At 64.1% G+C, this 19,392-nt stretch carries 20 protein-coding genes; 10 read left to right on the plus strand and 10 right to left on the minus strand.

What is annotated here, in order from left to right; genetic code table 11:
• Positions 1 to 285: 285 nt before the first annotated feature.
• From NKH41_RS04830 to NKH41_RS04840, 3 genes are all read right to left on the minus strand, one after another.
• Entirely contained in the window at positions 286 to 750 is a 465-nt protein-coding gene (locus tag NKH41_RS04830) for an endonuclease domain-containing protein (RefSeq protein ID WP_352768155.1), read from the minus strand.
• Between the two features lie 52 nt (positions 751 to 802).
• Positions 803 to 2,299 carry an FAD-linked oxidase C-terminal domain-containing protein gene (locus NKH41_RS04835; protein WP_352768152.1) on the minus strand — a complete coding sequence of 499 codons (1,497 nt, stop codon included), beginning with the start codon at positions 2,297 to 2,299 and terminating at the stop codon, positions 803 to 805.
• A 136-nt stretch (positions 2,300 to 2,435) separates the two neighbouring features.
• On the minus strand, positions 2,436 to 3,770 hold the full coding sequence (locus NKH41_RS04840) for a DUF3422 family protein (protein ID WP_352768149.1): 1,335 nt from the start codon (positions 3,768 to 3,770) through the stop codon (positions 2,436 to 2,438).
• Between the two features lie 212 nt (positions 3,771 to 3,982).
• On the opposite strand from NKH41_RS04840, the gene NKH41_RS04845 reads away from it, so the two are divergent.
• The 3 genes from NKH41_RS04845 to NKH41_RS04855 are packed head-to-tail and all read left to right on the plus strand — an operon-like array spanning position 3,983 to position 6,788.
• On the plus strand, positions 3,983 to 4,786 hold the full coding sequence (locus NKH41_RS04845) for a FadR/GntR family transcriptional regulator (RefSeq protein ID WP_352768147.1): 804 nt from the start codon (positions 3,983 to 3,985) through the stop codon (positions 4,784 to 4,786).
• Between the two features lie 56 nt (positions 4,787 to 4,842).
• Positions 4,843 to 5,979, plus strand: a complete 1,137-nt coding sequence (locus NKH41_RS04850; RefSeq protein WP_352768144.1) for an alpha-hydroxy acid oxidase — start codon at positions 4,843 to 4,845, stop codon at positions 5,977 to 5,979.
• 38 nt (positions 5,980 to 6,017) lie between these two features.
• Complete coding sequence (locus NKH41_RS04855; RefSeq protein ID WP_352768491.1) at positions 6,018 to 6,788, plus strand: metallophosphoesterase; 771 nt, start codon at positions 6,018 to 6,020, stop codon at positions 6,786 to 6,788.
• Positions 6,789 to 6,816: 28 nt separating this feature from the next.
• Here the strand turns inward: NKH41_RS04855 and NKH41_RS04860 are convergent, their stop codons facing one another.
• Together NKH41_RS04860 and NKH41_RS04865 are read right to left on the minus strand one after the other, a co-directional pair.
• Positions 6,817 to 6,957, minus strand: a complete 141-nt coding sequence (locus tag NKH41_RS04860; RefSeq protein WP_292664785.1) for a hypothetical protein — start codon at positions 6,955 to 6,957, stop codon at positions 6,817 to 6,819.
• 288 nt (positions 6,958 to 7,245) lie between these two features.
• Entirely contained in the window at positions 7,246 to 7,944 is a 699-nt protein-coding gene (locus NKH41_RS04865; protein WP_352768141.1) for a type 1 glutamine amidotransferase, read from the minus strand.
• Positions 7,945 to 8,018: 74 nt separating this feature from the next.
• Here NKH41_RS04865 and NKH41_RS04870 point away from each other — a divergent pair, with 74 nt between their 5' ends.
• From NKH41_RS04870 to NKH41_RS04885, 4 genes are all read left to right on the plus strand, one after another.
• Positions 8,019 to 8,666, plus strand: a complete 648-nt coding sequence (locus tag NKH41_RS04870) for a hypothetical protein (RefSeq protein WP_352747853.1) — start codon at positions 8,019 to 8,021, stop codon at positions 8,664 to 8,666.
• Between the two features lie 31 nt (positions 8,667 to 8,697).
• Complete coding sequence (locus tag NKH41_RS04875) at positions 8,698 to 9,432, plus strand: 16S rRNA (uracil(1498)-N(3))-methyltransferase (RefSeq protein WP_352747864.1); 735 nt, start codon at positions 8,698 to 8,700, stop codon at positions 9,430 to 9,432.
• A gap of 185 nt (positions 9,433 to 9,617) precedes the next feature.
• The gene (locus NKH41_RS04880) at positions 9,618 to 10,991 is read left to right on the plus strand and encodes a glutamate--cysteine ligase (RefSeq protein ID WP_352541776.1); all 1,374 of its coding nucleotides are present in this window, start codon (positions 9,618 to 9,620) and stop codon (positions 10,989 to 10,991) included.
• 102 nt (positions 10,992 to 11,093) lie between these two features.
• Positions 11,094 to 12,155, plus strand: coding sequence for a DUF937 domain-containing protein (locus NKH41_RS04885; RefSeq protein ID WP_352768139.1), 1,062 nt, complete (start codon positions 11,094 to 11,096; stop codon positions 12,153 to 12,155).
• A gap of 176 nt (positions 12,156 to 12,331) precedes the next feature.
• Here NKH41_RS04885 and NKH41_RS04890 read toward each other — a convergent pair whose 3' ends face one another.
• Positions 12,332 to 12,622 (minus strand): DUF1127 domain-containing protein, encoded by a 291-nt coding sequence (locus NKH41_RS04890; protein ID WP_352616701.1) that lies wholly within the window; start codon positions 12,620 to 12,622, stop codon positions 12,332 to 12,334.
• A 234-nt stretch (positions 12,623 to 12,856) separates the two neighbouring features.
• Here NKH41_RS04890 and NKH41_RS04895 point away from each other — a divergent pair, with 234 nt between their 5' ends.
• The 3 genes from NKH41_RS04895 to NKH41_RS04905 all read left to right on the plus strand — a co-directional run bounded on the left by NKH41_RS04895 (position 12,857) and on the right by NKH41_RS04905 (position 16,584).
• Complete coding sequence (locus NKH41_RS04895; RefSeq protein WP_023716458.1) at positions 12,857 to 13,813, plus strand: LysR substrate-binding domain-containing protein; 957 nt, start codon at positions 12,857 to 12,859, stop codon at positions 13,811 to 13,813.
• 70 nt (positions 13,814 to 13,883) lie between these two features.
• On the plus strand, positions 13,884 to 15,449 hold the full coding sequence (gene xseA / locus NKH41_RS04900) for an exodeoxyribonuclease VII large subunit (protein ID WP_352768137.1): 1,566 nt from the start codon (positions 13,884 to 13,886) through the stop codon (positions 15,447 to 15,449).
• A 7-nt stretch (positions 15,450 to 15,456) separates the two neighbouring features.
• Entirely contained in the window at positions 15,457 to 16,584 is a 1,128-nt protein-coding gene (locus tag NKH41_RS04905) for a DmpA family aminopeptidase (protein WP_352768134.1), read from the plus strand.
• Between the two features lie 62 nt (positions 16,585 to 16,646).
• Here the strand turns inward: NKH41_RS04905 and NKH41_RS04910 are convergent, their stop codons facing one another.
• The 4 genes from NKH41_RS04910 to NKH41_RS04925 form a co-directional block, all read right to left on the minus strand.
• Positions 16,647 to 16,901 carry a DUF768 domain-containing protein gene (locus NKH41_RS04910; protein ID WP_023677464.1) on the minus strand — a complete coding sequence of 85 codons (255 nt, stop codon included), beginning with the start codon at positions 16,899 to 16,901 and terminating at the stop codon, positions 16,647 to 16,649.
• A gap of 511 nt (positions 16,902 to 17,412) precedes the next feature.
• Positions 17,413 to 17,757 (minus strand): Atu4866 domain-containing protein, encoded by a 345-nt coding sequence (locus NKH41_RS04915; RefSeq protein ID WP_352768131.1) that lies wholly within the window; start codon positions 17,755 to 17,757, stop codon positions 17,413 to 17,415.
• Complete coding sequence (locus NKH41_RS04920; protein ID WP_352768129.1) at positions 17,757 to 18,485, minus strand: SDR family oxidoreductase; 729 nt, start codon at positions 18,483 to 18,485, stop codon at positions 17,757 to 17,759. The genes NKH41_RS04915 and NKH41_RS04920 overlap by 1 nt, the downstream gene beginning before the upstream one ends.
• A 92-nt stretch (positions 18,486 to 18,577) precedes the next feature.
• Entirely contained in the window at positions 18,578 to 19,330 is a 753-nt protein-coding gene (locus NKH41_RS04925; RefSeq protein ID WP_352616693.1) for an SDR family NAD(P)-dependent oxidoreductase, read from the minus strand.
• Positions 19,331 to 19,392: the final 62 nt, after the last annotated feature.

Genomic DNA, 19,392 nt, shown 5'->3' on the forward strand with positions numbered 1-19,392 from the left:
GAGCGCCACCTTCAATTTTCTTGGCCGCAAAAACAAAGCGAAGCACCCGAGCGCGGGCAAGCTTTTCAGAGGAACGCCGACTCAGCACATCGGCCGGCCCCCTCTCCGTCTCGGGCTCCGCCCGAGCCACCTCTCCCCCGCCTTGCGGGGGCGAGGAACCCCTATTCTGAGAAGCTATCGCCTCGAGATCTCGGGATGCGCGGGCGCGAAGCTGCAGGACCTGGGTTCCTCGCCCTCGCGGAGCGGGGGAGAGGTGCCTCGCGCAGCGAGGCGGAGAGGGGGCCATCATAGAGCGCCACCTCTAGAGTTCTTGCTTGCAAAAACGAACCTGAGGTCGGCAGAGATTACGTCCTTCACGAGCCGTCCCTCAAGTGCTGCAAGAATGGTTTCGCAGACACTCGTCGGGTTGGTTAGCATGTCGGCGCTCCAGAATCGGATCACCGAGAACCCTTTGCAGCGCATGAATTCGTCGCGTCGCCTGTCGTAAGTACTCTCGGCGTGTTGACCTCCGTCCAGCTCGACGATCGGCCTTTCGCTTCGGCAGGCGAAGTCTGCAAAATACGGCCCAATCGGCATCTGACGCACGAATTTATATCCGCCCAGCCTCTTGGCCTTCAACTCGTTCCAGAGGGTCGCTTCCGCCTGATTGTCGCCTCGACGAAGCTCGCGGGCGCGCGCGACCTTTTCGGGTGAACGCCGGCTTGGTGCACCGGTCGTCCCCCTCTCCGTCTCGGGCTTCGCCCGAGCCACCTCTCCCCCGCTTTGCGGGGGCGAGGAACCCCCATTCTGAGCTGTCATCCCCTCAAAACCTCGGAATGTCCGGAAACGCCACTTTCCCGCGATGCACGTGCATCCGCCCGAGCTCGGCGCATCGCCTCAATTGCGGGAAGACCTTGCCGGGATTCAAAAGATGGTTGGGGTCGAAGGCGCATTTGACGCGCATCTGCTGGTCGAGGTCGATCTGGTTGAACATTTCCGGCATCAGGTCGCGCTTCTCGATGCCGACCCCGTGCTCTCCGGTCAGCACGCCACCGACCTTGACGCAGAGCCGCAATATGTCGGCGCCGAAACTCTCCGCCTTGTCGAGTTCGCCCGGCACGTTGGCGTCATAGAGGATGAGCGGGTGCAGATTGCCGTCGCCGGCATGGAAGACATTGGCGACGCCGAGCCCATATTTCTGCGACAGCTCGCGCATGCCGGCGAGCACGCGCGGCAGTTCCTTGCGCGGGATGGTGCCGTCCATGCAGTAGTAGTCGGGCGAGATGCGGCCAACCGCCGGGAACGCCGCCTTGCGGCCGGCCCAGAAGCTCAGCCGCTCCTGTTCCGACTGCGAAATGCGGCATGTGGTCGAGCCGCTCCTAAAAGCGATGGCTTCGACCAGGCCGATCAGGTGATCGACCTCGACACCCGGCCCGTCCAGCTCGACGATCAGCAGCGCCTCGACATCGAGCGGATAGCCGGCCTGGACGAAATCCTCGGCGGCGTGGATGGCCGGGCGGTCCATCATCTCCATGCCGCCCGGAATCATGCCGGCGCCGATGATGTCGGCAACGCATTGGCCGGCCTGCTCGCTGGTCGGGAAACCGATCAGCAGGGCACGCGCCGTCTCCGGCTTCTTCAGGATGCGTACGGTGACCTCGGTTACGACGCCGAGCAGTCCTTCGGAGCCGGTCATGACGCCGAGCAGGTCGTAGCATTCCGCGTCGAGATGGCTGCCGCCGAGGCGCACCACCTCGCCATTCATCAGCACCATCTCGATGCCGAGCACATTGTTGGCGGTGAGACCGTATTTCAGGCAGTGCACACCGCCGGAATTTTCCGCGACATTGCCGCCGATCGAGCAGGCGATCTGGGAGGATGGATCGGGGGCGTAATAGAAGCCCTCCTGCTCGACGGCGGTGGTGATGCCGAGATTGGTGACGCCGGGCTGGGCGACGACGACGCGGTTCTGAAAATCGATCTCGAGGATGCGGTTGAAGCGGCTCATCACCAGCAGCACCGCGTCTTCGAGCGGCAGCGCACCGCCGGAGAGCGAGGTGCCGGAGCCGCGCGGCACGACGCGGATGTTGCGGTCGCTGCAATATTTCAGCACCCGCGACACCTGGGCCACGGTTTGCGGCAGTACAACGACGAGCGGCAATTGCCGGTAGGCGGTGAGCCCGTCGCTCTCGAAGGCGCGCATGGCATTGGCGGCGTCGACGACGCCCTCGCCCGGCACCATGATGCGCATATCGGCGACGATCTCGTCGCGCCGGCGCATCGTGGCGTCGTCTGGTTTCGGCATGGCAAGGCCGGACATCGACAGCCTCCTTCGATCGACTGGTAAAAATCATTTACCAGCTACAGTGGTCGCTTGCAAATGCCGCGTTGGCCGGGATGAGAGGCCTATGGCCGAGACAGCCTTCCGCAGCGGCAATCTGCCGCTGCGCCCCACATTACTCGCCCGGCTGCTTGCCTGGTTCGGAGTGCATGCGGCGGACGCGGCGCACGCCCCACCAGACGAGCAGGACGGCGAGCGGCACCGAGGCGGCGGTGACCATTTCCGGCGCGAAGGCATGGCCGAAGATCGAGGCGCCCTTGGCGACGTAGCCGATGAGCCCGACGACATAGTAGGAAACCGCGGCGACCGAGAGCCCCTCCACCGTCTGCTGCAGCCGCAATTGCAGGCGGGCGCGATTGTTCATCGATGCCAAAAGATCGCGGTTCTGCTTCTCGACCTCGACGTCCACCCAGGTGCGCAGCAGTGTGGTGGCACGGGTGAGCTTCGTCGACAGGTTGGCCTGGCGCTCCTCGACCGAACGGCAGGTACGCATCGCCGGCGCCACGCGGCGCTGCAGAAAACCGCCCCAGGTGTCGTAGCCGGGCACCGCCTCTTCGTCGAGCGCCTCCAGCCGTTCGCGCACGATGCCGTCATAGGCGCGGCTGGCGCCGAAGCGGTAGAGGCTGGAGGCGGCATCGGCCTCCAGCTCGGCGGCCAGTTCGGTCAAGTCGGCAAGCAGCGTCTGGCTGTCGCGGGTCTCGGCGACCTTCATTTCCAACGTGGTCTGGGCCAGCCTGTCTTCGATGCGGCGGGCGCGACCGGACAGCGTCAGGGCCAGCGGCAGCCCAAGCATGGCCAGCGTGCGGTAGGTCTCGATGTCGATCAGCCGCTGCGACAGTGCCCCGGTGCGCGCCGGGGTCAGGCCGCGGTCGAGCACCAGCATGCGGGTCAAGCCGTCGCCATCCTGACGGAAATCGGTGACGATGGCCGCGTTGCCGCGCTCGACCAGCGAATAGCACAGGCTGGTCGGGTCGAAGCCGGCGATCAGTTTTTCGTTCGCCGGCGTCCATTTGCGGATCTCCAGCCTGATGCCGGAAATCACCGTGCCCGGCGGCGAAAACCCGTTGCCGAAGGGTGTGTCCTCTTGCCCCCTGCCGTTTTCGGCGAGCGGGCCTTCCCAGAGATAGGTCGAGAATTCCGTGTGGCGTTCCCAGCGCAGCGAGCCCTTGCCCCATTTCATCGCGTGGTGGCGGGCGTGAGGGTCGGGCGCGGCGATGCCGAGGCGTCGCGACAATTCGGAAAGCACGGCCTGATCGATCCCGGATCCAGCTTCGGTCATGAAGGAAAGCTGCACCAGCACGCGCGGCTTTTCGACCAGCGGCTGCGGCCGGGCGTGGACCTCGCCGAGCGCGCCCGGCCGACCTTCATGCGCCGGAAAGCCCATGACGGTGCCGCCCACGGCTTTGGCGCGCAGCTGGAATTCGAGGTTGGAAGGGTCGGCGTCTGGCACGGCTGGTCCCCCGGGCTTCTGTGAGCCCTTTGGCAATGATGTCCCTCTAGAGGCAATCGCCAGGGGACGCAAACGCCCAATTTAGCTGAAGATGATATGGCGCCGCGGCTGTGAAACGGACCCGGCCCCCGGCGAATTGGATAAATAATTTGACCAGTTGGCGACGCCGGCTTTATCTTGCGCGATATCGGTTCAACCCCCAGGCATCCCGTTTGAGCGACATTTTCTCCCGGATCGAGCATTCGCGCACCGCCGACGAGGTGGTGCAGCAGATCGAGAGCCTGATCCTCGAAGGCGTCGTGCGCACCGGCGACCGGCTGCCGGGCGAGCGCGAACTGGCGCGCCAGTTCGAGGTGTCGCGGCCGATCCTGCGCGATGCCTTGAAAGCCTTGGAAGGGCGCGGGCTGTTGACGACACGGCCAGGCGGCGGCACGCATGTCGCCGATGTCATCGGCCAGCTGTTCACCAAGCCGGTGACCGACCTGATCTCGATGCATCGCAAGGCGGTAACCGACTATCTGGAGTACCGCCGCGAGATCGAGGCGGTGGCGGCGGAATATGCGGCGCGGCGTGCCACATCGGACGATCTGGCGCTGCTCGACCGCATCATGGCACGTATGGACGAGGCGCACCGGACCGGCAATTTCGACGACGAGGCGGAAATCGACATCGAGTTCCATCACGCGATCTGCGAATGCGCGCACAACATCATCCTGCTGCACACACTGCGCTCCTGCTATCGGCTGCTGTCGGAAGGCGTGTTCCAGAACCGGCGGCTGGTGTTCAACGTGCCGGGCGCGCGCGAGGCGCTGCTTTCGCAGCACCGGGCGATCTACACGGCGGTCAAGGCCGGCGATGCAGCCGCGGCGCGGCAGGCGGCGATGGACCACATCTCCTATGTCGAACGATCGATGGCCGAGGCCGAGCGCAGCGGCGACTGGCAGCGCGTGTCGCGGCTGAGGCTCAGGCAGCGCTCCGAGCCCGGTGGCGGTGAGCCGGCAAGAAAACAGCCGTAGGCACCGCCCAGAAAATTCAACGACGAACCAGCGAAGAACCAGCGGAAAAAAGATCCATGAGCAGCATTCTCACCATCGCCGACCTCAAGGACCTGGCGCGCCGCCGCGTGCCGAAGATGTTCTTCGACTATGCCGATTCCGGCGCCTGGACCGAAAGCACCTACCGCGCCAACGAAGAGGATTTCCAGAAGATCAAGTTCCGCCAGCGCGTGCTTGTCGACATGGACAACCGCTCGCTGGAATCGACCATGATCGGCGAGAAGGTGACGATGCCGGTGGCGCTGGCGCCGACCGGCATGACCGGCATGCAGCATCCGGACGGCGAGATGCTGGCGGCGCAGGCGGCGGAGGAGTTCGGTGTGCCGTTCACGCTGTCGACAATGAGCATCTGCTCGATCGAGGATGTCGCGTCGGTGAACAGGAAGCCGTTCTGGTTCCAGCTCTATGTGCTGCGCGACAAGGATTTCGTCTTCGATTTGATCGACCGCGCAAAGGCGGCGAAATGTTCGGCGCTGGTGCTGACGCTCGACCTGCAGATCCTCGGTCAGCGCCACAAGGATATCCGCAACGGGCTTTCGGCGCCGCCGCGGATGACGCCGAAGCACCTCTGGCAGATGGCGACAAGGCCGCGCTGGTGCGTCGGCATGGCCGGCACCAAGCGCCGGAGCTTCCGCAACATCGTCGGCCATGCCAAGGGCGTCGGCGACCTCGCCTCGCTGTCGTCGTGGACGAAGGAGCAGTTCGATCCGCATCTGTCGTGGAAGGACGTCGCCTGGATCAAGGAGCGCTGGGGCGGCAAGCTGATCCTGAAAGGCATACTCGACAAGGAAGATGCGCTGATGGCGGCCAGAACGGGCGCCGACGCGATCATCGTATCCAACCATGGCGGCCGGCAGCTCGACGGCGCCTCGTCGTCGATCATGGCGCTCGAAGAGATCGCCGATGCCGTCGGCGACACGATCGAGGTGCATATGGACGGCGGCATCCGCTCCGGCCAGGACGTGCTCAAGGCGCTGTGCCTCGGCGCCAAGGGCACCTATATCGGCCGGCCTTTCCTGTACGGCCTCGGCGCACTCGGCAAGGAAGGGGTTACCAAGGCGCTGGAAATCATCCGCAAGGAGATGGACATAACGCTGGCTCTGTGCGGAAAGCGTCTGGTCACCGACATGGGCAAGGATCAGCTTCGGCGCTAAAGTCCCGTGACGGCATGACCACGGAGGCGACGCAGGCATTGACGGAGCCCGGCATCAGTTTCTACGAGGCGCGCGGACCGCAAGGCATGCGTCTCTACGCGATCGGCGATGTGCACGGCCGGCTCGACCTGCTGACCGCCATGCACCGGCGGATCGAGGCGGAGCTCGGTCAAAGGCCGTCGGCCGATTGGCGCGTGATCCATCTCGGCGACTATGTCGACCGGGGCCCGGACTCCAGGGGCGTCATCGATTTTCTGATCGACGCGCAAAGACGCGATCCGCGTCACCTGATGCTGGCCGGAAATCATGATCTCGGCTTCCTCGATTTTCTCGATGTCCCCGACCCGGACGGCCTGTTCATGCGCTATGGCGGCATCCAGACGGCGCTGTCCTATGGCGTGTCGCTCGGTGGGAGCAGCGCCTGGTTTGGCCGCGCCGATGCGGCACTGCGGCAAGGGCACGCCGCGCTGGTCGAGGCGGTGCCGCAGAACCATGTCGAGTTCCTGCGCTCGCTGCCCTTCTCAGTGACGTTCGGCGACTTCTTCTTCTGCCATGCCGGCATCCGGCCCGGCGTTGCGCTGGAAAGCCAGAGCCGGCAGGACCTGATCTGGATCCGCGAGGTCTTCCACGATCACACCGGCCTTCATCCCAAGATCGTGGTGCACGGCCATACGCCAGTGGCCAAGGCCGAGATCACCGGCAACCGCGTCAATGTCGACACACTCGCCTGGCAGTCGGGAAACCTCACCGCGCTCGTGGTGGACGGCGCTGACAAGCATATCCTGACAGTGACGGGTGAGCGGGCATAGGGAAGGCGTGGGATTATGAGCAGCGAGGCTAGCGAAGCGCGGCGGTGACGCCGTAGCCGTCGACGGCATTGTGGTCGTTGGCCGCGTCGGCGGAATAAATGCCGAGGCCGCACAAGACGATAGCCGACAACATGACAAAGGACAAAAAGGCTGCTTTCACGGACGTCATCTCTTGTTGAGCTTCCTGCATCTATGCACGAGCGGGTTACCAATGCGTTGAAACACAAAATACGTCGCAAATGTCGGACGGTTTCGCGCTTCTAGGCATGTTCTGTATCGGTGGTGTGTCGCGCGGGTCACAGGAAAGGTTCATCGCGGTTGCACGCAAGATGCAGAGCGCGCGCCTTTTAGGCTGGCGGACAGACACAGGCCAAGGATGAAACGCGTCATCCCCGGCGGATTTGCCGCCGCGTGCCAAATATGCAACGTCGCCAAAATACGTTGACTATATGGGCCGTCAGATCGTCGCCACCCAGGCGCGGGCGATGGCCAGGCCGGCGGCATCGGCTTGCGGTCCGTTGCGGGCCATTTCGTCGTCGAGCCGGACGGCCCAATCCGGATGGCGTTCGGCGATCAGCGGTGCGAAGGACGTGCTCCAGTCGCGAACCATCGGCCGGTCGGCCTCGAAATGGAACTGAAAGCCATAGACGGCGCGGCCGATGCGGAACGCCTGGTTCTCGGCGACGGCGTTGCCGGCCAGCCGCACGGCAGTCTCGGGCAAGACAAAGGTGTCGTCGTGCCATTCGAAGATCGGGAATTTTTCAGGCAAGGCGGCGAGCACCGGATCGGCCTGCGCCGCCGCGGTGAGCGCGACCTCGTGCCAGCCGAACTCCGACGCGCCGCCGATCTGGTTCTCGCCGCCAAAGGCGCGCGCGACCAACTGGCTGCCGAGGCAGATACCAAGCACCGCGCGATCCCTCTCGGCAAAGTCGCGCGTCAGGTCGAGCAGGCCAGGAAAATAAGGACAGAGCTCGTCGTCCAGCGCATTCTGCGCGCCGCCGAGCACCACCATGGCGTCATGCCCGCCGCTATCTTGCGGCAGCGCGTCGCCGCAGTAGGGACGGCGCAGGTCGATAGCGGCACCCGCCTCGACAAGGGCCGCGCCGATCTGGCCAAGGCCCTCATTGTCGAAGTTCTGGACAACCAAGACCCGCATCGAAACCTGCTGACATGAAATTGATGCAACGAGCGATATCATGGCGCCAGCATTGCAGCCAACAGGGAACGCCTATGCCACTGCAAAACCGGATCGACCCGTTCGGCACCATCCATGCCGTGCCGGAGCGCGGCCTGTTCATGGGCAATCGCGGCATCATTCACGACCCCGAGACGAGAACGCTGTTGAAGAAGCGCTGGGCGCTGCAAGCCTGGATCATCTGCGTCTGCGAATTCGGCAACGTGCGGCGCGAGCCGATGGGGCGCAACCGGGCTGGCGGCAAGGCCGGCTGGACCGAGCTGTTTTTCCTCGACGAGGTGACGGCACTTGCCGCCGGCCACCGTCCCTGCTTCTTCTGCCGGCGCGAGCGGGCCAGGGATTTTGTCCGGCGTTTCGGCGACGCCTTCGGCATTGCCGAGTCACGCGCGCCGCAACTCGACAAGCGCCTGCACAAGGAGCGCCTGGCATCGGGCGGGCGGGCGACGAGACTGAAACCGGAAGCGCTTGCGGATTTGCCGGACGGCACGATGATCTCGTCAGGAAACAGGGCGTACGCCCTGTTTGACGGCGCCGCGCTGCCCTGGAGTTTCGGCGGTTATGGCGAACCGGTGGGATTCGGCGATTTTACCGACGGTCCAATCGGCCTGCTCACGCCGGCGACAACTGTTTCCGTGCTGAAGCGTGGCTACAGACCTGTCTGGCACGCCAGCGCGGAGGCTTGACGCCGGCGATGGCCTCGCCCATTCCTCGGCGATGCGCGCCAATTACAAGATGCAGCGGCTGTTCGTGCCGGACGGGCTTGGACCGGACATCGAGTTCGACGTCGGCCCGCAGCAAAGCCATTATCTCTCGCACGTGCTGCGGCTCGGCGAAGGCGCCGAAATTCTGGTCTTCAACGGCCGCGACGGCGAATGGTCGGCTGCGATAGCGGCAAAATCGAAGAAGGCGTTGCGCCTGAAGTTGCTGGCATTGCAGCGGCCGCAGCCGCCGTTGCCCGATCTCGTCTACTGTTTCGCGCCGCTGAAGCAAGGGCGGCTCGACTACCTCGTGCAAAAGGCGGTGGAGATGGGCGCCGGCATCCTGCAGCCGGTCATCACCCAGCATACGCAAGTGGCAAAACCCGGCATCGAGCGCCTGCGCGCCAATGTCGTCGAGGCGGCCGAGCAATGCGGCATATTGGCGGTGCCAGAGCTGCGCGAAGCGGAAAAATTCGAGCGCCTGCTGGCGGGCTGGGACCGCGAGCGGCGGCTGATCTTCTGCGACGAGGATGCATCGACCAACAGTCCCCTGCCGGCACTGCAGGTGGTGCGGGAGAGAAAGCTCGGTCTGCTGGTCGGACCGGAGGGCGGCTTTTCCGACGAGGAACGCAAGATGCTGAGAGCGCTGCCTTTCGTTACCGCGATTCCGCTCGGGCCGCGCATCCTGCGAGCGGATACGGCGGCGGTGGCGGCACTGGCGCTGATCCAGGCGACAATCGGCGATTGGTGATCAATTCCAATTACCCGCTGGCTCAGGATTTTTCGCTTGATCGGCTACTGACATTTCGTCCATCTAGCGCCGGCAGTGGCCGCGTGTCCTTTCGGGCGCGTAAAGGACGCTGTAGCATTTGATTGGGCACCTGATCCCTTCCGAAAATCGAAGCCGATTTTCAGGGTCATGTGCGGAGGGCTCCTATGGCGCGCGATACAACCGACTTCCGGCCGATAGAAAGCGTCGACGAACTCGTCGAGCATCTGGCCGAAGGCAACAAGCCGCGCGACAAATGGCGCATCGGCACCGAGCACGAGAAATTCCCGTTCTATGTCGACGGCAATGCGCCGGTGCCCTATGGCGGCGAGCGCGGCATCCGCGCCATCCTCGAAGGCATGCAGGACAAACTCGGCTGGGACCCGATCATGGATGCCGGCCGCATCATCGGCCTGGTCGAGCCGACCGGCCAGGGCGCGATCTCGCTGGAGCCCGGCGGCCAGTTCGAGCTGTCCGGCGCGCCGCTGGAGACGATCCACCAGACCTGCCGCGAAGGCAATGCGCATCTGGCGCAGGTGCGCGAGATCGCCGAACCGATGGGCATTCGTTTTCTCGGCCTTGGCGGCAGCCCGAAATGGTCACTGGCCGAGACGCCGAAGATGCCGAAATCGCGCTACGAGATCATGACCCGCTACATGCCCAAGGTCGGCACCAAGGGCCTCGACATGATGTACCGGACCTGCACTATCCAGGTGAATCTCGACTTCGAAAGCGAAGCCGACATGCGCCGCAAGATGCAGGTGTCGCTGAAGCTGCAGCCGCTGTCGACAGCGCTGTTTGCCAACTCGCCCTTCACCGAAAGCCGGCCGAACGGCTTGCAGAGCTGGCGCGGCGAGATCTGGCGCGACACCGACAATCAGCGCTCCGGCCTGCTCGAGTTCTGCTTCTCGCCCGATTTCGGCTTTGCCGACTATGTCGAATGGGCGCTCGACGTGCCGATGTATTTCGTCATCCGCGACGGCCAATACCACGACATGACGCACATCACCTTCCGCCAGTTCATGGCGGGTGCTGCCCGTAACGACCTGCCGGACGGGCTGCCGACGATGGGCGACTGGGCAAACCATCTGTCGACGCTGTTCCCCGACGTGCGGCTGAAGCGCTTTCTCGAAATGCGCGGCGCCGATGGCGGGCCGTGGCGGCGCATCTGCGCGCTGCCGGCCTTCTGGGTCGGGCTGCTCTACGATGCGGCGGCGCTCGACGCGGCCGAGGCGCTGACCTCGAGCTGGAGCTATGACGAAGTGCTGGCAATGCGCAACGCGGTGCCGGAACAGGGCATTTCGGCGCCCTTCCGCAACACGACATTGCGCGAGATCGCCCGCGACGTGCTCGTCATCTCGCGCATGGGACTGAAGAACCGCGGCCGCAAGAACCGCGACGGCTATGACGAGACGTCGTTCCTCAACACGCTGGACGAGGTCGTCGCGCGTGGCACCACCAGCGCCGAAGAGATGCTCTCGGCCTACCACACACGCTGGGGCGGCTCGATCGAGCCGGTGTTCATGGAATACGCGTATTAACGCTTCGCTATCCGCTTGGCCGATGGTCCGGCAAATTCGCTTCAATCAGTGATGGAAACGAACTAGGCTTCTCCAACGAGGATTTTCCCGGAGGAGAAAACAATGCCTTCCTTGTTCGATATTCTGGCACAGGCCCAGAACGGCAACGGCATGCAGGCGCTGGCCCAGCAGTTCGGGCTTTCGCAGCAGCAGACGCAGGCGGCGGTCGCGGCGCTGCTGCCGGCCTTTTCGCAGGGGCTGAAGCGCAACACGGCGGACCCTTACGGGCTCGGCTCCTTCATGACGGCGATGGCCAGCGGCCAGCACGCCAAATATTTCGAGGATGCAAGCCGGGCCTTCTCGCCGCAGGGCCTCGATGAAGGTAAGGGCATTCTCGGCCATTTGTTCGGCTCGAAGGACCTGTCGCGGGCCGTCGCCAGCCAGGCCGCGCAGGCGAGCGGCGTCAGCCAGCAGGTGTTGCAGCAGATGCTGCCGGCAATCGCCTCGATGATGATGGGCGGGCTGTTCAAGCAGACCACCAACCAGCTAGGCGGGCAGATGCATGCGGCAGGCGGTGGCGGTAATCCGCTTGGCGAGCTCATCGAGCAGATGATGCGGCAGGCGGGCGGCGGCGGCCAGGTGCCGGCCCCTCAGCCTGCAGGCCCCACGGATAACCCGCTCGGCAAGGTGTTGCAGGACATGTTCGGCGGCGCACAGCAGCCGCAACAGACGCAGAGCCCTTACGGCGACAACCCGCTGGGCAAAGTGCTGCAGGACATGTTCGGCGGCGGGCAGCAGCCGCAAAGCCGGCCGCAGCAGACGCAGAACCCTTATGGTGACAATCCGCTCGGCAAGGTGCTGCAGGATATGTTCGGCGGCGGTGCACCACAGCCACAGCAGCCGCAGAACCAACCCCAGCAAACACAGAACCCTTATGGTGACAATCCGCTCGGCAAGGTACTGCAGGACATGTTCGGCGGTGGCGCACCGCAGTCTCAGCCGCGTCAGGCGCCGCAGCAACCCCAGGCGCCGCAGCCGCAGGCCAATCCGAGCGGCAGGCCGAGAAATCCGTTTGACGACCTGTTCGGCAAGATGTTCGAGACAGGCGCCCAGCAGCGCGACGACTACCAGAAAGGCATGGAGTCGATCTTCGACCAGTTCAAGCAGGGCATGGGCCGGCGCTAGACCAGATACCGGCAACCAATCATCAGTGCCGCCCAAAAAAGAAAGCCCGGTCCTGGGAGGACCGGGCAGCGCGCAGGCTGGCCGGGGGGATCCGGCAGGGAGTGGGGAGCCTGCGTAACTTGGTGGCGTCGTGCCTCAAAAAGGTTCAACGCGCCCGAACGGCGAAACCCACGCGATCACACGACCTTGCGGGCAATATCCTCGATCGTTTCGGCGCGCTCGACCGCGATGACGCGAAGCCTCTCTGTCGGATCGCGGCCAAAGGGTACACCGACAGCGACGTGCAGGTCGGCGCGGGTCAGACCGATGTCGGCAAGCTCGGCATCCGACATCTCGCCGAGGCGATAAAAGGCGCGGCGGTTTTTCCAGGCGCGGTAAACATTGGCAGCGGCATTGGCCACGCGCGTCGCAACGGCCGGACGCGAGGTGATGCGCGAGGTCTCGGTAGCGAAATCAAACGTAGCCATGTCGGTCTCCTTCACATTCGAACGGGCGAAACCGGTCGATCGGGCGCTGGCGACAGCGGCCGTTCCGGCTTCGATTCATCTAAGATGATGCATGTCGTCGCCCCAAAACCGGTGCCCACTTTTGGGCGACATGCATTCGCTTCATGTGGACAATCGGAATTTGCCATGGCCCGATTGATTAATCCAACGAATGTTTCTAATCTTTAGCATCAGCATCAATGATGGATTAGGCCAATGAAAGCGCCGCTCGATCTCGATCAGTTGCAGACCTTCATCTCGATTGTCGACACCGGCAGCTTTACCCGCGCGGCGGAAGCGGTGCATCGGACCCAGTCTGCGGTGTCGATGCAGATGCGGCGGCTGGAGGAGCGGATCGGCAAGCCGCTGTTCGAAAAAGACGGCCGCACCAACCGGCTGACCGAGGAAGGCGACCGGCTGCTCTCCTACGCAAGGCGGCTCCTTTATCTCAACAAGGAAACACTGGCCGCCTTTGACGACCGCCGGCTCGAAGGCACTATCCGCATCGGCACGCCGGATGACTATGCCGATCGCTTCCTGCCAGAGATCATGGCGCGGTTTGCCCGCTCCAACCCGCATGTCGAACTGACCGTTATCTGCGAACCGACGCCGGGACTGGTCGAACACATCAAGCGCGGCAATCTTGACCTGGCGCTGGTGACGCACAATGACGCGCGCGGCCAGTCGGAAGTGGTGCGACGCGAACCGCTGCTGTGGGTTACCTCGGCCAACCACGCGACGCATGAGCAGCCGATCTTGCCGATGGCCTTCGGCCGGCCGAACTGCATCTGGCGGCGGGCCGCCGCCGACGTGCTCGATCAGCAGAACCGCGACTACCGCATCCTGTTCACCAGCTTCTCTGCCACCGTCATCGCCGCCGCGGTGCTTTCCGGCCTGGCGATCTCGGTGCTGCCGGAATGCGCCCTGCGGCCCGGCATGCGGGTGCTGGGCGAGGCCGACGGTTTTGGCGCCCTGCCCGATTGCCGCATCGGCATCATGCGCGGTCAGACCTCGCGGCCGGAGATCGTCGACGCGCTTGCGCGCCACATTTCGGAGAGCCTCGACAATATTTCCGTGCCACTCGGCGAGGAGACCGGCACGTTCGATTTCGCCGCCCTCGCCTTCGCCAAGATGAAGCGGACCAAGCCGAACCAGATCCTGCCGGGCTGGTGATCGCGCGATTGAGGCCGACATCGAACACGGCCGCCTTGACGGCGGCCAACAACCGTCCCCCAATCGGCTTATGAGCGACGCAGCATCCGAATCACGCACCAACGCCACCGAATATACGGTGAGCGAGATTTCCGGCGCGCTGAAGCGTACGGTCGAGGACGTCTTCGGCAATGTACGGGTGCGCGGCGAGATTTCCGGCTATCGCGGACCGCATTCCTCCGGCCATGCCTATTTCTGCCTGAAGGACGATCGCGCGCGGCTCGACGCCGTGGTGTGGAAGACCACGATGAGCCGGCTGAAATTCCGTCCGGAGGAAGGCATGGAGGTGATCGCCACCGGCCGGCTCACCACCTATCCCGGAAAGTCGAACTACCAGATCGTTATCGACAATCTCGAGCCCGCCGGTGCCGGTGCGCTGATGGCGCTGCTGGACGAGCGCAAGCGCCGGCTGCAGGCCGAAGGCCTGTTCGACGCGGCGCGCAAGCGGCGTCTGCCGTTCATGCCCTGCGTCATCGGCGTCGTCACCTCGCCGACAGGCGCCGTCATCCGCGACATCATCCACCGCATCAAGGATCGGTTTCCACTGCACGTGCTGGTCTGGCCGGTGCGGGTGCAGGGCGAGACGGCGGGTGCGGAAGTGACCGCTGCCGTCAACGGCTTCAACGCACTGCCATGGGACGGCTCCATCGCGCGGCCCGATCTGTTGATCGTGGCGCGCGGCGGCGGCAGCCTGGAGGATCTGTGGGGCTTCAACGACGAAGCGCTCGCCCGGGCCGTCGCCGCTTCGGGTATTCCGGTGATTTCCGCGGTCGGCCACGAGACCGACTGGACATTGATCGATCTGGCTGCGGATGTGCGGGCGCCGACGCCGACAGGCGCCGCCGAGATCGCCGTGCCGGTCAAGGTCGACCTCGAAGCGACGCTTGCCGGCCTTGCCGCGCGGTTGAAGACCGCACTGTCGCGCAATTTCGAACGCAAGCGGCAGGCGGCACGCGCGGCCGCCCGGGCGCTGCCCTCGCCCGACCAGTTGCTGGCGCTGCCGCGGCGGCGCTTCGACGAGGCGACGAGCCGGCTCGGCCGGGCGCTGTCGGTCAGCGTCGAGCGCAAGCGAGCCAGGCTTCTGGGGCAGCGGCTGACGCCGGCGACCTTGTCGCGGCGCATGAACGAAGCCCGCACTCTGACCCGCCGCGACCTCGCCCGTGCGCAAGCGGCTTTCTTCGCCATCGTGCGCGAGCGTCGGGCGCGGTTTTCACGCACGGCGACCAGACTGTCACCGGCGCCCATCGCCAGACGGCAGAAACTGCAAGGCGATGCACTGCTGGCACTGACACGGCGGCAGGACCAGGCGATTTCAAGACGGCTGGACCGCCTGCGTGGAAAACTGACGCAGGCCGACCGGCTGCTGGCGACGCTCTCGCACAAGGCCGTGCTGGCGCGAGGCTTTGCGCTGGTCAAGGATGTGGACGGCGCCGTGGTCAAGCACGCGGCAGAAGTTGTGTCGGGGATGGCGCTTTCACTGGAGTTCGCCGACGGCACCGCCGATGCAGTCGCCATCAGTGGCACGACGCGGCCCAAGACGGTTGCCAAGCCCGCGGCCAAGCTCAAGGCGCCGGGCGGCCAAGGTTCGCTTTTCTGAGGAAGAAATGACCGACCCGCATCTTGCGACGCCCTCGGGCAAACTGCGCGCCCGCGCCTTCGCGATCCCATTCGAGGGCGCGCCAGGCCGCTTCAATGCCATCACCGATGTGCCTGGCGTGATGGTCGGCTATACCACGCTGATCTCAGGGGATGGGCCGCTCGTCGTCGGCAAGGGTCCGGTACGCACCGGCGTGACCGCGATCCTGCCACGGCCCAGAGACGAGTTGGCCGTCCCGGCGTTTGCCGGCGTGTTCAGTGCCAATGGCAATGGCGAACTGACCGGCTCGCATCTGATAGAGGAGCTCGGAGCGTTCAATCTTCCCATCACCATCACCAACACGCATTCCTGCGGCGTCAGCCGCGACGCAACGTTGCGCTGGATGCAGACGGTGCTGCCGCAATCGCTCGACAGCGCCTGGGCGCTGCCGGTGGCGGGCGAGACTTACGACGGCTTCCTGAACGATATCAACGGCCACCATGTGAGCTTCGAGCAGGTGTTTTCCGCGCTCGAAACGGCTGAAAGCGGGCCGATCGAAGAGGGCAGCGTCGGCGGCGGCACAGGCATGATCACCTTCGGCTTCAAGGCAGGGTCCGGCACATCCTCGCGCAGCGTCGACTGGAATGGGGAGCGTTTCACGATCGGCTGCTTCGTCCAGTCGAATTTCGGTGCACGACGAAACCTCGTGATCCGTGGCATCAGAGCCGGAGCGGAACTCGCCGAACCGGCGATCCGGGACAACACGCCGCGAGCGGAAAAGAGCTCGATCATCGCAATCGTCGCCACCGATGCGCCATTCATGCCGCATCAGTTGAAACGGCTGGCGAAACGCATGCCGCTCGGCGTCGCGCTGACCGGCGGCTATGGATACAATTCATCCGGCGATATTTTTCTGGCCTTCAGCACGGCCAATGCCGATGCGGCGCGCGGCGCGGCCGGCAAGCTGGTCAGCGCCGGCTATATACCGGATGCCGACATCAACCCGTTCTTCGACGCCGTCGTTCAGAGCGTGGAAGAGGCAATCCTCAACGCACTGGTCGCCAATGAAGACATGACCGGGCGCGACGGCAATTTCGTGCCGGCGTTGCCGGAAGCATGGCTCGAGGAGAGATTTGGCAAAGCTGCGCGGCGATAAGACCGCGCAACTGCATCAGACAGCCAATGTTCGCCCGGCAGGTTTTGCCGGGGGGCGGTCCGTCAGCCGGCAGGCTTGTTGGAATTCCGCTCGTCCTGATCGGCCTCGGCCGCCTCTTCGAGCCTCGAAGCAATGAGCTCCTGAATGTCGCCGACCTCTTCCTGGATATCCTCCAGGGGTATGCCGGCTTCGGCGGCCTTGGCCGCACATTCCCTGGCGAGGGTCTCGGCCTGCTTCTCGATCCTGGCTGGCGAGGGCTGGCAGTGGACTTTTTCGCCAATCCACCCGCGCAAGAACTCGATTGCGTGTTCACTCATACTGCTGTTTCCCTAGCGGCTATGCCGGTTGGTAATCATAAACGTCGGCATCTTCGAAAAGATGCGTGCTGCCATTCGAGCCGAGTCGGCTTCGCCCGGCAAGCCGAACTTGTCCGAGGTCCACAGGGCTGAAGGGAATGGAGGGTTCAAGGAGCACGTTCTAGTTCTTGAGGACTGATTCTCTCGACGAAACTCGTTCGACCCGCGCTATTGTTTCTATTTGCTTTTTTTCGGTTTTCAAGCCGTTTTAGATCACAATAGATGTCGCAATGACTAGCACATTTACCGCGCTCTCGCCGGCACCATGTAAGAGGCGAGCCGTCAAAGCCGCCGCTATATAGTGATAACCATTTGCAATGTCGACTCTGCTTGCGGTCCTGCTTCTTTCCGCCGCGCTTGCTGGAACATATGTGGTGTGACGGGCCTTGCCGTGCAAGCTGCCGAGCGCCTCATGCAAGGCATGCAATAGCGTCTTGTGGAAACCCTGAAGTGCTTGTCTCAGGGTGGCTCTCTACCGCTGGCGGTAAAGGATCATGCCGGCATGATAGAGGACGCCTTCGACGAACTCACCATCCGCGGTGAAGCCCTCATCGTCCCAGTATTCTATGTGGTTGCCGTGCACTTCATAGCGTCCCCGGTAGGCGCTTTCGCGGTCACCGCGCGCTTCGTAATAACGGCCGTTCGCCAGGAGTTCGTGCCTGATATGGCGATCCTCGGTGACCCACATTCCGACATAGGGATGAGCTTGGTGCGTCATTGGTTCCTCCGCAAGGATTGGAGTTGCAGGAAGGGTCAGGCCGGTTGGAGCTACAGCAACGGCAATACCCGTAAGCACTGCGGCCAGAGTGGATCGCATCAATGCGCCGCCTTCGTCGGACGCACGACTATCTCGTTGACGTCGACATCGTCGGGCTGTTCGATTGCATAGCGCACTGCCCTGGCGACGGCATCGGGTTGCAGGGCAATAGCACGCCAGGTTTTCATGGCGGCGGCAGCGGCTTCGTCGGAGATCGTGTTCGCCAGCTCGCTTTCCACCACGCCAGGATGAATGCAGGTTACGCGGATATCGTCACTCTCCTGGCGGAGCCCATCGGAAATCGCGCGGACAGCGTATTTCGTTGCGCAATAGACGGCAGCCGTGGGCGAGACGGCCAGTGCGCCAATGGAACCGATGTTGATGATGTGACCGGAGCCGCGTGCCGTCATCTCGGGCAGAACCGCCGCGACGCCGTACAGAACACCCTTGATGTTGACGTCCACCATCAGCTCCCACTCGTCGACCTTCATGGCTGCCATGGCCGACAGCGGCATGACGCCCGCATTGTTGACGATGACATCGACCTGGCCCCATTCGGCCCGGGCTGCCTCGGCGAATGCTGCGACATCCGCCCTCCTGGTGACGTCGAGCGCTCGCACGCGAACCGTTCCACCAGATGCCTCGATTTCGGCCGCAAGCGCTTCAAGGCGGTCGGTGCGGCGTGCGCCGAGCATCAGCTTCGCACCTGCCGCGCCAAGCTCGCGGGCAATGCCAGCGCCGATGCCGCTGGAGGCACCGGTGATCAGAACAACTCTGTTCATGGTCATCGAGATGATCCTTTTGGTCTGTGATTATTTTCACGATGTGAAGGGATTTGGTGCGGGTGAGCTCCCGCTGCGCGCCGGCCCTATTGGGGGGCTCACTGGGCGGTGTAGCCGCCATCGACCAGAAGCAAGGCCCCGGTGATGAAACTGGATGCCGGCGAGGCAAGAAAGGCGATGGCCTCGGCAACTTCTTGCGGCTGGCCGATCCGGCCGATTGGATGCGCGCCGCCGAAGCTGCGCAGCATCTCCCGGCCATTCTCCACCACGCCTTCCATGATGTCGGTTTCGATCACGCCAGGGGCAACGGCGTTGCAGCGAATGCCCATGCGCCCGTATTCGATCGCGATCACCTTGGTCAGCTGTGCGACAGCCGCCTTGGACGAGGCATAGGCCGCCTGCGTCTCGAAGGCCGCAACCGCCGAGATCGACGAGACATTGACGATCGCGCCGCCACCGCCGGCGGCCATCAGTTCCACAGCGGCACGGGCAGTGACGAAGCTGCCGCGCGCGTTGATCTGCAGAATGCGGTCATAGTCGTCGACCGAGGTCTCAGTCAGTCGTTTGTTGAGCGTGCGACCGGCGTTGTTCACGACGATATCCAGTCGTCCGAAGCGCTTCGCGGCGAGTTCGACCGAGCGTCTGGCCAGGTCCTCGTCGGCGACATCGCCGACCAGCGTTGCCACATCCTCGGCTTCCAATTCGCGTACGCTGTCGCTGAGATCGCTTGCCACGATCCGGGCCCCGCGCGCACGCAGCAGCTCCGCCGTGCAGCGACCGATTCCGCGTGCCGCGCCGGTCACGAGAGCGACCTTTCCATCCAGGTTCCAGGAGGAAGGCAGTGATGTCATGGGGTATCTCCTTGGTCAGCCGGCATCGACCTGGATCGGGGGATCAAGCCTTTCTTGCCGTT

This window comes from Mesorhizobium sp. M1169 (genome assembly GCF_040318345.1).
GTDB lineage: Bacteria > Pseudomonadota > Alphaproteobacteria > Rhizobiales > Rhizobiaceae > Mesorhizobium.